Annotated in this window: 14 protein-coding genes; 1 reads left to right on the top strand and 13 read right to left on the bottom strand. The window is 38.1% G+C overall.

The window, feature by feature from the left end:
* Position 1 precedes the first annotated feature (1 nt).
* From cps2T to BLR83_RS01510, 6 genes are read right to left on the bottom strand one after another with little or no spacing between them, the layout of a single operon-like run.
* Positions 2–1174, bottom strand: a complete 1173-nt coding sequence (gene cps2T / locus BLR83_RS01535; protein ID WP_074559835.1) for a beta 1-4 rhamnosyltransferase Cps2T — start codon at positions 1172–1174, stop codon at positions 2–4.
* A 40-nt stretch (positions 1175–1214) separates the two neighbouring features.
* Positions 1215–2591, bottom strand: coding sequence for a sugar transferase (locus tag BLR83_RS01530; protein WP_074559833.1), 1377 nt, complete (start codon positions 2589–2591; stop codon positions 1215–1217).
* A 29-nt stretch (positions 2592–2620) separates the two neighbouring features.
* On the bottom strand, positions 2621–3370 hold the full coding sequence (locus BLR83_RS01525) for a tyrosine-protein kinase (RefSeq protein WP_074559831.1): 750 nt from the start codon (positions 3368–3370) through the stop codon (positions 2621–2623).
* 15 nt (positions 3371–3385) lie between these two features.
* A complete protein-coding gene (locus BLR83_RS01520) occupies positions 3386–4075 on the bottom strand; it encodes a Wzz/FepE/Etk N-terminal domain-containing protein (RefSeq protein WP_074559829.1) in 690 nt (229 codons plus the stop codon).
* 8 nt (positions 4076–4083) lie between these two features.
* Positions 4084–4815, bottom strand: coding sequence for a capsular polysaccharide biosynthesis protein Cps4B (cps4B, locus tag BLR83_RS01515; RefSeq protein ID WP_074559827.1), 732 nt, complete (start codon positions 4813–4815; stop codon positions 4084–4086).
* Positions 4816–4818: 3 nt separating this feature from the next.
* Positions 4819–6333: an LCP family glycopolymer transferase CpsA gene (locus BLR83_RS01510; protein WP_074559826.1), complete on the bottom strand. Its 1515-nt coding sequence runs from the start codon at positions 6331–6333 to the stop codon at positions 4819–4821.
* A gap of 449 nt (positions 6334–6782) precedes the next feature.
* Between BLR83_RS01510 and BLR83_RS01505 the strand changes: the two genes are divergently transcribed.
* Positions 6783–7691: a LysR family transcriptional regulator gene (locus BLR83_RS01505; protein WP_039697075.1), complete on the top strand. Its 909-nt coding sequence runs from the start codon at positions 6783–6785 to the stop codon at positions 7689–7691.
* 36 nt (positions 7692–7727) lie between these two features.
* Here the strand turns inward: BLR83_RS01505 and BLR83_RS01500 are convergent, their stop codons facing one another.
* The 7 genes from BLR83_RS01500 to rpiA form a co-directional block, all read right to left on the bottom strand.
* Positions 7728–8498: a LytR family transcriptional regulator gene (locus BLR83_RS01500; protein WP_074559824.1), complete on the bottom strand. Its 771-nt coding sequence runs from the start codon at positions 8496–8498 to the stop codon at positions 7728–7730.
* Entirely contained in the window at positions 8498–9205 is a 708-nt protein-coding gene (deoD, locus tag BLR83_RS01495; RefSeq protein ID WP_014334572.1) for a purine-nucleoside phosphorylase, read from the bottom strand. The genes BLR83_RS01500 and deoD overlap by 1 nt, the downstream gene beginning before the upstream one ends.
* On the bottom strand, positions 9162–10454 hold the full coding sequence (locus BLR83_RS01490) for a chloride channel protein (protein WP_074559822.1): 1293 nt from the start codon (positions 10452–10454) through the stop codon (positions 9162–9164). Before BLR83_RS01490 ends, deoD begins: the two co-directional genes overlap by 44 nt.
* On the bottom strand, positions 10438–11142 hold the full coding sequence (locus BLR83_RS01485) for a glutamine amidotransferase-related protein (RefSeq protein WP_074559820.1): 705 nt from the start codon (positions 11140–11142) through the stop codon (positions 10438–10440). The genes BLR83_RS01490 and BLR83_RS01485 overlap by 17 nt, the downstream gene beginning before the upstream one ends.
* 37 nt (positions 11143–11179) lie before the next feature.
* Positions 11180–11992, bottom strand: coding sequence for a purine-nucleoside phosphorylase (locus BLR83_RS01480; RefSeq protein ID WP_074482086.1), 813 nt, complete (start codon positions 11990–11992; stop codon positions 11180–11182).
* Between the two features lie 10 nt (positions 11993–12002).
* A complete protein-coding gene (locus BLR83_RS01475; RefSeq protein WP_074559818.1) occupies positions 12003–13214 on the bottom strand; it encodes a phosphopentomutase in 1212 nt (403 codons plus the stop codon).
* A gap of 158 nt (positions 13215–13372) precedes the next feature.
* The gene (gene rpiA, locus BLR83_RS01470) at positions 13373–14047 is read right to left on the bottom strand and encodes a ribose-5-phosphate isomerase RpiA (protein WP_074559816.1); all 675 of its coding nucleotides are present in this window, start codon (positions 14045–14047) and stop codon (positions 13373–13375) included.
* Positions 14048–14051: the final 4 nt, after the last annotated feature.

Raw genomic sequence — 14051 nt, 5'->3', positions numbered from 1 at the left:
TCTATACTCCCTTGAATAATCCTTCATACTCATCAACAATAAAGTCCCAGCTAAAACGCTCTTTAACTTGTTTTGTTGACAATCTATCTAATTCATCAATTTGTTCCTGAGATAAAGTTTCTGATTTTTCAATAACATCATGAAGATTAACTTTATCCCAATAAATTGCACCATTTTCACCAACTTCTTTATTAAATCCAACATTAAGCAAAAGATTTAATTTTGTAGAAGATAAAGCTTCCAATAATGATGGATTAGTACCACCAACTTCATGTCCATGGAAGTAAGCAAATGCATTTTCACGGATATATTTTAAAAGATCTTGATTATAGACAGTTCCTACAAACTTAACTCGAGAATCTTTATCAAAACCAGTTTCTTTTTTTAATTTTTCATAAAAAGCATTTTGTTCAACATTAGTAATTAATACAAAATCTTTCTTAGAATTTGATTTCATGAATTCTCGAATCATTGCTTCATAGTTATTTTCTGGAACAAAGCGCCCAACAACTAGGTAGTATTCATTTTCAAATACTTTTTTCTCACTAAACCATTCACGAACAACTCTATCTTTTGATGTTAAGGTTGACTTATGAAGATCAGTTCCATAGGCGATATATGTTGTTTTAGGAGAGTATTTCTTATAATCCTCTTGAATATACTTTTCAATGTTTTTACTATCGCAAACTAGAAGATCTGCATTTTTAACCATTAAAGCTTCTGAAATTTTCCAATAACGACGAACAGGCGCACTCCACTTTTGACGTTTCCATTCGTGACCATCAGGATTCACAAAAAGCTGACCACCCATTGCATGGATTTGTTTCCTAAATTTACTGATGAATGGACCAATACGACAAGCTAATACATAGAAAATAGGATTTTTATCATTATTTTCTTTAGAAATTTTAATTGCTTTATTTAAAGCTTCAATGTCATATGCGATTGCTCTTGCTGGGCCAATATTCGGAACATCAATATTGAAGCAAGTAGCACCATTATGTTCAAAAACATCAGCAGTAATATTTGATTTAGCAGAGTTTTCTCGCATACATGCTACATAATACTTAATATCTTTATTTTTTTGATTTTCAGTTAATTTTTCAACAAAGGTTTCAAACCCTCCATATTTTGCGGGAATTCCTTTTGAACCAATGATATAAACGTTTTTCACTTTCTTCTCCTAAACTAAATAAAAAAGAGAGTTGCAGACTTTATCTGCTACCCTCTTTCATCAATACTACTTTAAATGTCTTCGCAATGATTTTAATATCTTCGCTGATACTCCAATTTTGAATGTACTTCATATCAAGAGCGACGACTTCTTCAAAATCAGTGATATCACTGCGTCCACTGACTTGCCAGAGACCAGTAATACCAGGTTTTGTCGTTAGTCGTTTGAAATGATGTAATTCATAATGGTGGTACTCATCAAGCGTTGGTGGTCGTGTACCGACCACTGACATGTCTCCTTTTAGGACATTGATGAATTGTGGCAACTCATCAATAGACCAATCGCGAAGTTTGTGTCCAAACGGAAAGATTCGAGGGTCATCTTCCATCTTAAACATCAAATTCGTATCCAAATCATTTTGCGCTAGCAATTCTTTTTTGCGTTCTTCAGCATCAGTATACATGCTTCGGAACTTGTAAATCTCAAAGACTTTACCATTTTTACCGACACGCTTTTGCTTGAACATCAAAGGCCCAGGTGATTGTTTTTTGACAATCGGAGTAATAATAAGGGCAACAATTCCTGTTAATATTATTCCCGCAATAGCAAAAACAATATCAATCAAGCGTTTTAGAACCAGCTGACGGCATTTAACAATATTGACTGCTGTTGTGACAAAGGTCAAGTCATTAAGTTTTTTTACAACACTATCAGTCACATAGTAGTCAGATAAATTACCTGCCTTGATGGTTGTTGGAATACCGAGCAATCGAATACAACGACCAATCTCCTTAAAGTCATTCTGATACATCGAATTGATAAATATCTCATCGACCTGGTGGTTAGCAACAAAATCACGAATCTCATCAACCTGCCAAATCACAGGATATTTCAAATCGTGTCTTTTTTCACGACTAATGTACGCAAGGACTTGGTAATTATTTTGCTTAAGAACTGCTTCAAGTTTTTCTTCGTCATTAAAGTCAGTCACCAAAAGGATCTTCTTACTATCTGATTTCTTAGGTTTAAGACACCTTTTGACAAATACACGACCAATAAAAGTCAATCCTGCCACTAGTAGAAAAAGAACCACTAAGAAATAATAAGACATGATTGAGATATCATTGATAAATCGAAACTTGCCAAGTATCAGTACAAAAGATAGTAAAACAACTGTCCTTGTAGCATACTTTAATGACGCTTTAAATTCTTGTAAATATCCTCTACTTAATACATTTGAATACTCATCACTCAGGACACTGATCAAAGCTAGAAGAACCGCAAAGATAACTGCAAAGAAACCACTTCCGAAAAAAGAATATGAATAAACATTTGCTAGAATCCCATATGCTACTAATAGCGCTACAATGTCAGAGAGAAGATAGAATAATTTCTTTTTCGAATCTTCGCTATACATTCCCCTAATCTCCATTAAATATCAAGTAATTATTTTTTCCCTTTTTTATTACCTGATTTTTCCTTTTTATCTTTTCCATATTTTCCATAACCGTAACCATAACCGTAACCATAACCATAACCATAACCATAGCCATATTTATCTGCTTTAAAGTCAAAGCGATTTAAAATAACCCCAAGAAAGACTGAACCACTTTGTTCGAGCTGTTCTTTCAGTTTGGTAATAGTACGGCGTTTGTCGACACCTGGTTTTGTAACCAAAAGGCTGGCGTCCGAGCTATGTGCGATAATAGCCGCATCTACCACACGACCAAGTGGTGGTGTATCGATGATGACGTAATCGTAAAGCCCACGAACTGTTTCAATCATCTTATCATAGTTATCGTTTTGGATAAGTGATGTCGGATTTGGTGGGACTTGTCCTGCTGGAATCACCATGAGATTATCAACCGTTGTATCACAAATGACATCTGACAATTCCGCATTACCTGATAGGTAGCTTGTCAATCCATCATAACGTTCTTTTGATTTAAAAGTACCAGACATGACAGAATTACGCGTATCAGCATCAATCAAAAGCGTACGAAAACCTGCTTTAGCAAATGAAATGGCAAGATTTGTTGCCGTTGTAGATTTTCCTTCACCTGGTTGAGCTGATGTTAAAGCAATAACTTTTAAGTTACGTCCACTGAACTGGATATTCGTACGGATGGTATTGTAATACTCCTCCAGTGTCTTAACCATTTGAGCTTTTGCTCTTACTAATTCTAATTGTGGCATTACAATTCCTCTCCCTTACATTTTATCTACATCTGGCACTACACCAAGAAGTGTCATACCAAGTGTTTCTTCGATATCTTCTGGACGACGTACACGATCATCAAGCACTTCGGCGACTAAGATTCCAACAATTGCTAAGAAAGCTCCAGCTAAAACTCCAATAACTGCATTTTTCTTAACATTCGGTGAAGATGGGTGACTTGGTTTTGTTGCTGATTCAAGTGTTGTGACATCATCAACTTTTGTAACAGCTTTAATCTTTTCAGCAGCCACTTGACGAACTGTATTTGCAATATCACAAGCTCTTTGTGCATCTGTATCAGTAACCGAAATTGAAATAACACGTGTATCAGTTGGAATAGTCACTGTAATTTCTTTAGAAAGTGCTCCAGCCGACATTGAGAGTTTTTCTTGATCAATAACTGATGACAAAACTTCACTTGACGTAATAACTTCCTTGTAATCATTAACCAAGTAAGAACCAGCTTGAAGGTCTTGGTTCGTAAGAGTTGCATCACTACTTCGGCTGACAACATAGATACGTGTTGTCGAAGTATATTTTGGTTTAATGAAGAAAACACTACCTAATAAAGCAATTGTCCCAACAAGAAGACCAACAAATACGATAAAGAATTTTTTACTCCATAACTTTCTTAGCAAGTAGAGAACGTCAATTTCGATACTTGCATTATCATTTGTGTTCATATATACTCCTATAAATCTTTATTTTCTAATAAGGTTTTAGCATTTCCCTCAAAAAGGTTATAAGCTCGTTTGCCTCCAAAATCTTTCGTGATAATTTCGCGTGCCTGATCCATATAAGGCGGACGAGCATTTAGATTATGCATGTCACTAGAAACGATATGAACTAAGTTCTTATCTAAGAAATAGCGTGCACGTTTTTTAAAGACACGGTATTTATCACCAAAAAGTTTTGGTTTTAAGACATGGGCGCTGTTTATCTGAGTATAGCAGCCCATATTAATCAATTCTCGCACGCGCTCCTCGTTATTTTCAAGAGCATTGTAACGTTCGATGTGAGCGATAATTGGAGTAACTCCATGCATAAGAGCTTTACTGAGTCCTGTATGGATTTCCTTCCATGAAGTTGTCATACTAAACTCTATTAAAGCAAACTGCGTATCATTCATGCGAGGAACTTTATGCTCATCCAGTTTTTCAAGCAGCGCATTATTATAGTAGAGTTCTCCACCATATAGAATTTCTAAATCCTTAAACTTAACTTCTGCGGCCTCTTTAACCTGCTTAAAGTTTGTCCAAATCTTTTCTTCTGGTGTTTTAAACAAGTCAGGTCTTCTGTGAGAGGTTGAAACAATAGTTCTTACCCCTTGGCGATAACTTTCTCCAATCAGAGCTAAACTTTCTTCTATAGTAGATGGTCCATCGTCTACATCAAAAACAATATGCGAGTGAATATCTATCATCTATTACTTACCTTCCATGACATCCTTGATGGCTTGCGAAGCTTTTGCCACACTTGCATCATCTAATTGAATCATATAAAGACTCGATGATGGCATAGCGTATGAGATTAACTGACCAGTCGAACCTGTCCCTGTCACTTCCTGAGAAGTAACGGTAAATTTCTTACCTGAATCTAATTGGTTATTGACTAACTTCATCATGGTATCTAATTTCATATCTGTCTGGATTGAATCTTGTACATTTGAAATAATCGTTGAATAATTAGAAACGGATTTCAATGAAGTCATCTTATCTAAGATTGCTTGAATGACTTTCATTTGGTTATTACCGCGGTCATAATCACCATGTTCGAGGCTATAACGTTCACGAACAAAACCAAGAGCTTTATCTGAGTCAAGTGTTACGTTTCCAACTGGAAATTCATAATTACCATGAAGGCTTGTAAAGGCCTGACTATTGTAAACCGTAATACCACCTAACGCATCAATTAACTTCAAGAAGGAATCAAAGTTAAGGCGAGCATAGTAATCAATATTAATTCCATAAAGATTTTCAAGTGTCTTTTCTGAAGTTTCAACACCATAAATACCTGCGTGGGTCAATTTATCATATTGATTAGCACCGCCATCAGGAATCTTAACGTAAGAGTCACGAGGTGTCTCTGTCATCAAAATCTTATGTGTGTTCATATTAACCGTCAAAATCAGGTTGACATCTGAACGTGAGACCGTTGAAATTGAACCGTAGGTATCAATACCACTGATGTAAATGTTAAAGACATTTGAATCATGTGCTTTGGCTTCGTCTTTGATACTTGTCTTAATCTTATAAGAATAGATGGTCTTAAGATTTGATTGGTAGTTCTCATAAGACATTTCAAGCAAGCTTGAATAAGCACTGTTAAAGACCATTGCCTTGCTTGAGCCATTAACTAAGTTCTCATAAGCAGCTTGATAAGAATCAACCTTTTCTGTCGCTAAGTCTACTCCCTTTTCTGACTTAATCTGAGACAACAGTTCATTGATATTGCTACCATCAGCATCTGTCGGTGCTTGAACACTTGTGAGGTCAGATACATCATTAACTGAGCTATTGCTTGGAACAACCACACTCATCTCAATTTCTGAGTAAGAAGCCGTCTCATTCATATTATGTGCAACATCAACCAAAGACTTAAAAGCAAAGAGGGATACTGCAGCAATGATTGAAAAGACAACCAAAAGGACTGTTGTTAAAACCCTGCTCTTCTTAAGAATGCTCAATGTTAAACACAAAGCAAAAATAGCTACTAATACAATAGTATAAACAACGTTAAGATGTCTAAAGGCCAAGATATGATGAGCATACATCATATAAGTGGCAAGACCAGCAAGTACAGCATACAAGACTAAAAGCGCCGCATTCACAATCTTCAAATCAGCAAACCTAGAGCGCCGCCGTGAGCTCTTATGATGCTTGTGATGACTACTGTGATGGTGACCATGGTGACTACCATGATGATGTGAGTAAGTCGGCATTTTAATAAATCTCCGCTTCCTAATTAATTGTTAACGTTCTTATTTTAGCACTTTATAAGACTTATTGCAATTTCTAAAAAATCTGAAACTTTACATGATAATTCGTATACTTTTTATAAATATTAGTTTTGACAACGTTTTACTTCCTTTAAAAATACCATTTTTATGGGTTTGTTACGTTTTGGTTACGTTTTTGAAAAAAAGTCATCTTTGTGTAATCATTCGGTTTTAGATGCTGTTTTTTGTACATTTTTAAAATTTTATCCATTTTTAGAGAATATTTCCAAACAAAACATTATTCCCACTATTAAAACGGCAAGCGCAATCATTAGAAAAAATCATTCTATTTTTATCTAAACCTTTAATCGAAAAGTTCGTTTTTTATCGCTTTCACATCTACTACATTTCCACTACTTGCGGGATTTGCGATTTTGAGCTAAACTAAGGCTATGAGAATACAACAATTACATTACATCGTTAAAATCGTGGAAACAGGCAGTATGAACGAGGCTGCAAAGCAACTCTTCATCACGCAACCAAGTTTGTCAAATGCTGTTCGTGACTTGGAACGCGAGATGGGGATTGAAATTTTTATCCGAAATCCTAAAGGAATTACCTTAACAAAAGATGGTGTCGAATTTCTATCTTATGCGCGTCAAATCCTTGAACAGACTGCGCTTTTAGAGGAACGTTATAAGAGTAAAAATACCAACCGTGAGCTTTTTAGCGTCTCAGCGCAGCACTATGCTTTTGTGGTCAATGCTTTTGTTTCCCTTCTGAAAAAGACAGATATGACACGTTACGAGCTTTTCCTTCGTGAAACCCGAACATACGAAATCATTGATGACGTCAAAAATTTTCGTTCCGAAATCGGAGTACTATTCTTAAACAGCTATAACCGCGACGTTTTGACTAAGATGTTTGACGACAATCACTTGACTTATACAAGTCTTTTTAAGACACGTCCGCACATTTTTGTCAGCAAAAACAATCCGCTAGCTGAAAAGTCACTTGTGACTATGGAAGATTTGGAAGAATTTCCATACCTTAGCTATGACCAAGGGATTCATAACTCTTTTTACTTCTCTGAAGAAATCTTGTCACAAATTCCACACAAAAAATCAATCGTTGTCAGTGACCGCGCGACGCTTTTTAATCTCTTGATTGGTCTTGACGGTTACACTATCGCTACAGGTATCTTAAATAGCAACCTCAACGGCGATGACATCGTCTCAATTCCACTTGACGTTGAAGATATGATTGATATTGTCTACATTCGCCACGAAAAAGCTAATCTCTCAAAAATGGGAGAACGTTTCATCGATTACTTACTTGAAGAAGTACAATTTGATAAATAAAAAGTTCTTGGACAGAGTCCAAGAACTTTTTATGCTTCATTGTCTTAATTCATGCTTTATTATCTCATTGATTTTGTCAAAATAGAAGGTCTTTGTGTCATATCTAACGCCTGCATAAATAGCTAAATCAATGATTTTATCTAGAAAGGCTTGCGATGAGAAATTCGTTGTGCGATGAAGTTCTTCTTCATCAAATGGTTTAATCAGATGAGCAAGAGGGTTTCGGACAGATTTCTCAAATTGACGAAGCTCTGTGATTAAGTTTTTAATATGATCTGGCAACTGACTGTATTGCAAGAGCTCTGCTAAACCACGAGACGTCACCTTTGCATCACGGCGAATCACCAAATACTTGTGAAAAATAGAATAGTCGCTCTGCTTCATTTCTGTAAAAAGCCAAGTATCATACTGATCATTTTTAGCATCATGGATAAACTCTTCTAGATTAGGAATCTCACGCTTTGCTAACCGATAAAAGAGTCTGTATAGAATAGGACTAACTGAGCGGACAAAATCAATGATATTACCATTTCTAATTTTCGCTTCTAGGTCCATGATATAGTTGGCCAATTGTTCTTCTTGCCTATGATTCGTAATCAAATCAAAATCATACTGACGCCAAATAGCCTTGTTTTCAGATTGATGAGCAAAAAGGAAATCAACGTTTAATTCACGACGCTCTTTTAGCATTTCTAAAAGATAGCGGCTTGTCGATGGAAAATCTGCATGCTGCTCTGCTATTTTCCAAGCGTGATTATAAGCATAGACATCCAAAAGGATGTCTATCGTCTCGTATATTTCTTGCATTAATCAGCAATAAGAGTCTCAAGACCGACTTTCATCATGTCTGTGAAAGTTGTTTGACGTTCTTGAGCTGTTGTGTCTTCGTCAGCAACCAAGCTATCAGAGATTGTCATGATACCAAGTGCTTGAACACCGTGTTTGGCAGCGAGATAGTAAAGTGCAGCTGCTTCCATCTCAACGGCTTTCACGCCAAGTTGACCAAGTTTGATGTTGTTTTCTGCGAAATCAGAGTAAAAGGCATCAACTGACAAGACACTACCTACGTGTGTTGTCATACCAAGGTCTTTAGCGATGTGGTAAGCTTTATCAAGCAATGTGAAGTCTGCGATTTGTGGGAAATCGTATTGTGGCCATTCGTTTTTAATCATGCTTGATGTTGTTGCGGCTGCTTGCGCAAGGACAAGTTCACGCACGTGAACGTCTTTATTAAGTGAACCTGCTGTTCCGACACGGATTAATTTTTTAACACCGTATGATTGAATAAGTTCAGTCGCATAGATTGAGATTGAAGGCATTCCCATACCTGTTCCCATAACGCTGACACGTTCACCTTTGTAAGTCCCTGTGAAACCAAGCATACCGCGGACATTGTTAAAGCAAACAGCATCTTCTAAGAAGTTTTCTGCGATGAATTTTGCACGGAGAGGATCTCCTGGAAGTAAGATTTTATCTGCGATTTCGCCTTGTTTGGCTTCGATATGGATTGACATAAAAATTCCTTTCAATACGTTTAAAAATATTATTTATACAAACAGCTACCGCTACCGCAATGAGTAAAACTGGCAAAGCTTGTAAATTTTGCCCTGTAAATGAGACAACTAGTCCAACTGCTGTTAAAGGAGCATTCATTGTAATGGCCAAAAAAACACTTGACCCAATCAACATGGCTGAGTTCATAGAAATATCTGGAAAAGCTAACTGACAAAGCGCTGCAAACAAGAATCCTAATACCGCCCCCATTGAAAATGACGGGGTCAAGGTACCACCATAAGCACCATTTTTTAGCGTCAGCAAGACCACAAACGCCTTGACGATAACAATCATAGCAGCATACTGAACAGTCATACCATCAAATACACCTTGCGCCAAAGCTCCGCCATTCCCCAAAATCTCTGGAAAATAAAGGGCAAAACTAGCTAAAAGCAAGAAAGTCAAGGGCAACTTCCACAAGATAGCCTCATGAGTCTCTTTTTTAACTTGTGCTTTTTGCGTCAGACGTCGAAAACCTTCTGCAAGTGGCGTGACAAGTACTGCCACCAAGACGGCTAACAGACAAGTGGCAAGATTAAGTGAAACTTGACCACCATGATAAAGTGGTGCATCTGATATAACAAGTCCTGCAATAAGGCTAGCAAAAATACTTGTAAGAGACACAGCCATAACATTCATCAATGAGAGCCCAACACCTAAAGTCTCAAAAGCAAAAAAGATGCTAGCAATTGGTACTTGATAAACTGCTGAGAGACCGGCTGAGGCCCCACAAGCAATTGCAAGGCGTCTATCAGGCAAGTTCAAACGCATATAATCAGAAATACGACCTGCTCCAAGAGCCCCAAGCTCTCGTGGCGCTCCTTCTTTTCCAATCGGAGATCCCGCACCAACCGAAGCTACCTGTAAGAAAATATTCATCAAGTGAATCCCTAAAGCTGGACGTTCAGAACATGGATTATCTGCTTTCATCTGAGATTTAACAGAGATAATGCGACGATTTTTTCGTTGCAACATATACCAGATTGACGCTGAAATAATCCCAGCAACAACAATCATTAGAAATTGTCTCTGAGAAATAGCTAGCATTTTTTCCTCTTCGCCGTATCCCAACACAATTTTCTCGACCATTTCTAAAAATTCATGAAGTAAGATACCACCTAAACCAGCCACCACACTAGTTGCCAGTAAAACTACTCCTAAACGTAAACAATAGCTGAAATTTTGAAATCGATTATTTTGTATAAGCATCTAAAAATTGTTCTAACAAATGATTCATCTGAGAATAATCATAAGTTAAAATTTCTTGTTTTGTCTGGATATAAGGGTGTGTGGCAACTTGTTCATCATAATCAACTTCTTGAGCCAGTAAATCCTGAACCATGTCTTTTGAAAATTCCAAATGACATTGAAAAGCGTAATGCTTGTCACTATACTTGATGATTTGTCGTGGGCAAGCTTGACTAGCGGCAAGAATTTGCGCCCCTTCTGTCATACCTGGCATATCACCGTGCCAATGACCAACAGTCACCGTCTTACCAAAATATGTCAAACGTTTATCAGTTTTACCAGCCTGAGTCAAGGAAATCGGAAAATTTCCGATTTCCTTTTCAGGACTATGTTCAACTGGTGCGCCATAAGCTTCACCCAGTAACTGTGCGCCAAGACAAACACCAATGATGCGTTTATCATGTGCGATAGCATCTTTAATCAAAGCTATTTCAGCTTGAGCATCAAAATGCGGGCATTCTTCTACTGTCGTACGAGGGCTCTGCGGTCCCCCCATGACTATGAGTAAATCAATTTTAGAGCTGTCAACTGGTAACTTATCTCCTTGATAAAGCTTTGTTAGGCTAACCTCATGACCTCGCTTAATCGCCCAATCGTAATAAACTCCAGGTGCTTCAAAAGCTTCGTGAATAACAAAATGAACTCGCACAGCACACTCCTTTTATCCAAAGACTAAAGATTGTAAATTAAAGTTCTGCCAAAACAGCTTTAACAAGTGTTTTGAAATCTTCTTTGATTTGTTGAGTCACTGCTACGACTTCTTCGTGGTTAAGTGAACTTTGGAAACCAGCTGCATGGTTTGTAATAGCAGAAATTCCCAAGACTTTCAAACCTGAGTGAGCGGCAACGATAACTTCAGGAACTGTTGACATACCAACTGCATCAGCACCAAGTGTTTGGAAAGCACGGATTTCAGCAGGTGTTTCGTAACAAGGACCTGATACACCAAGGTAAACCCCTTCGTCAAGTTTGATACCGATTTTTTCAGCAACTTTGTGAGCAATGGCACGGTAGTCTGCTGTATAAGCATCTGACATATCTGGGAAACGAGGTCCGAAATCATCAAGGTTAGCCCCAATCAATGGGTTTTGACCTGTCATGTTGATATGGTCTGAAATAGCCATCAAAGTACCAGGACCAAAGCCGATACCACCCGCAGCGTTTGTTACGATAAGACCTTTACAACCAAGGGCTTTCATCACGCGCACTGGGAAAGTTACCAATTCCATTGGGTTCCCTTCGTAGAAGTGGAAACGGCCTTGAAGAGCAAGGACTTTGTGTCCACCAAGATCACCATAAACCAATTGACCTGCGTGACCTGCTACTGTTGATTTACCCCAATTTGGGATTTTTTCGTAAGGGATGACAACTGCATTTTCGATTTCTTCGGCAAGTTCACCAAGACCTGAACCTAGGATAAGTCCGAATTCTGGAGCATCACAAGCTTGTGAGACTAAAAACTGACGTGCTTCTTCAATTTTTTCAATAATTGTAGACATGTATTACCTCTTATACTAATTTATCTAAGAATGATTGACCAATCATCGCTTTTTCAACGCCAAAGTTTTCGGCGATTGTTGCTGAGATATCAGCGAAGTGTCCGACTGGCAAGATACCATTGCCTTTGAAGGCTGGACTGTAAGCTAACAATGGGATGTATTCACGTGTGTGGTCTGTACCTGTGTAAGTTGGGTCATTACCGTGGTCAGCCGTAATCAAAAGAAGGTCATCTTCTTTCATGTTTTCCAAGATTTCAGGCATGCGTTTGTCGAAATCTTCAAGACAGTCACGGTAACCAGCTGCGTTACGACGGTGACCATACATCGCGTCGAAGTCCACTAGGTTTGTAAATGACAAACCTTTTGTGAATTCAGGCAACTGCATTGTTTTAAGAAGAGTATCAACACCGTGCATGTTTGATTTATTGTGACCCATATCATTTGTTATACCTGAACCATTGAAGATATCATTGATTTTACCAACACCGTAAGTTGGTACACCAGCGTCAGCTAATTTGTTAAGAACAGTTGGTCCAAATGGTGACAATGCATAGTCACGACGGTTAGCTGTACGCGTAAAGTTACCTGGTTCACCAACGTATGGACGAGCGATGATACGACCAAGAAGAGCTGGACGTTCTTGAGTGATTGAACGTGCGTATTCACAGATTTTGTAAAGTTCTTCTACTGGGATAACGTCTTCGTGGGCTGCGATTTGAAGAACTGGGTCAGCTGATGTGTAGATAATCAATTCGCCAGTTTCCATTTGACGTGGACCGAAATCATCGATAACTGCTGTACCTGAGTAAGGTTTGTTAGCTCCACGAATGACTTTACGTCCTGAAAATTCTTCGATTTTTGTCAAGATTTCTTCAGGGAAGCCATCAAGGAATGTATCAAATGGTTCTGTAATGTTAAGACCCATGATTTCCCAGTGACCAGTCATTGTGTCTTTACCAAGAGAAACTTCTTCAAGTTTAGTTGCATAACCTGTTGGTTGAGCTTCAGCTGGAACAGTTTTTAAAGGTGTTTCACGCGGAATGTTTCCAAGACCGATTTTAGCCATGTTTGGAACGTTAAGTCCGACTGTTTTTGAAATGTGACCAAGTGTGTCTGACGCACCATCAGGAACACCAGCATTGACAAAGTTATTGGCATCTGGTGCTGCACCAATTCCGACTGAATCAAGCACAACAAGGTGAATACGATTAAAAGTTGACATAGTTTTCCTAATCTAGGGTGGTTACGGTTGGCACCCAAAACCTCCTAATCAACTGCAAGGTATGCAGGATTAGAAATAATAATTTGATTTTTTGCGATAACATAGCAAACAGGAGACTATCGGCTATTCTTAGTCAAACCATCTCCTGTAAACTTTCTTTATTTAGCTTCTAAAATTTTAACGCCGTCTTTACCAGCAACGATAACTTTGTTAACCATACCATTGAAGAGACCGTGTTCAACAACACCGACCATGGCTTTCAATTCTTTACCAAGTTCGACTGGATTTTTAATAGCACCAAGGTCAAGGTCGATGATATAGTTTTTCATATCAGTGACAAAGCGTTCGCCGTTTGCCATGCGGTATGATGGTTTGTAACCTTTTTTCTCGAATTCACGGAAAATGCGGTCAGCACCATATTGCACAACTTCAACTGGCAATTTGAAAGCACCGAGTGTGTCGACCATTTTAGATTCGTCAACAACCCAGATGTATTCTTTACTTGGTGTAGCAACGATTTTTTCCATAAGAAGAGCACCGCCGCCACCTTTGATACCGTTGAAGTTTTTATCCACTTCATCAGCACCGTCGACAGTTACATCGATAACATCGATATCATCAACAGCTTTCAAAGGAATACCAAGGCCTTCTGCTTGAGCTGTTGTTTGGCTTGAAGTTGTCACACCGACAACTTTAAGACCTTCTTCTTTCATACGACGACCGATTTCTTCAACGAAGAAATATGCTGTTGAACCAGTTCCAAGTCCAACGACCATGCCGTCTTTCACATACTGAGCAGCTGTAACACCAGCCATTTTTTTAAGTTTTTCCATAACA

The organism is Streptococcus equinus (genome assembly GCF_900101445.1).
GTDB classification, from domain to species: domain Bacteria; phylum Bacillota; class Bacilli; order Lactobacillales; family Streptococcaceae; genus Streptococcus; species Streptococcus equinus_B.
This window is presented reverse-complemented; position numbering and strand designations above follow the sequence as displayed.

Coding starts and splice junctions, on each gene's coding strand:
- BLR83_RS01530 (WP_074559833.1), bottom strand. CDS start 2,591: ATGTATAGCGAAGATTCGAAAAAGAAATTATTCTATCTTCTCTCTGAC.
- BLR83_RS01525 (WP_074559831.1), bottom strand. CDS start 3,370: ATGCCACAATTAGAATTAGTAAGAGCAAAAGCTCAAATGGTTAAGACA.
- BLR83_RS01520 (WP_074559829.1), bottom strand. CDS start 4,075: ATGAACACAAATGATAATGCAAGTATCGAAATTGACGTTCTCTACTTG.
- cps4B (WP_074559827.1), bottom strand. CDS start 4,815: ATGATAGATATTCACTCGCATATTGTTTTTGATGTAGACGATGGACCA.
- BLR83_RS01510 (WP_074559826.1), bottom strand. CDS start 6,333: ATGCCGACTTACTCACATCATCATGGTAGTCACCATGGTCACCATCAC.
- BLR83_RS01505 (WP_039697075.1), top strand. CDS start 6,783: ATGAGAATACAACAATTACATTACATCGTTAAAATCGTGGAAACAGGC.
- BLR83_RS01500 (WP_074559824.1), bottom strand. CDS start 8,498: ATGCAAGAAATATACGAGACGATAGACATCCTTTTGGATGTCTATGCT.
- deoD (WP_014334572.1), bottom strand. CDS start 9,205: ATGTCAATCCATATCGAAGCCAAACAAGGCGAAATCGCAGATAAAATC.
- BLR83_RS01490 (WP_074559822.1), bottom strand. CDS start 10,454: ATGCTTATACAAAATAATCGATTTCAAAATTTCAGCTATTGTTTACGT.
- BLR83_RS01480 (WP_074482086.1), bottom strand. CDS start 11,992: ATGTCTACAATTATTGAAAAAATTGAAGAAGCACGTCAGTTTTTAGTC.
- BLR83_RS01475 (WP_074559818.1), bottom strand. CDS start 13,214: ATGTCAACTTTTAATCGTATTCACCTTGTTGTGCTTGATTCAGTCGGA.
- rpiA (WP_074559816.1), bottom strand. CDS start 14,047: ATGGAAAAACTTAAAAAAATGGCTGGTGTTACAGCTGCTCAGTATGTG.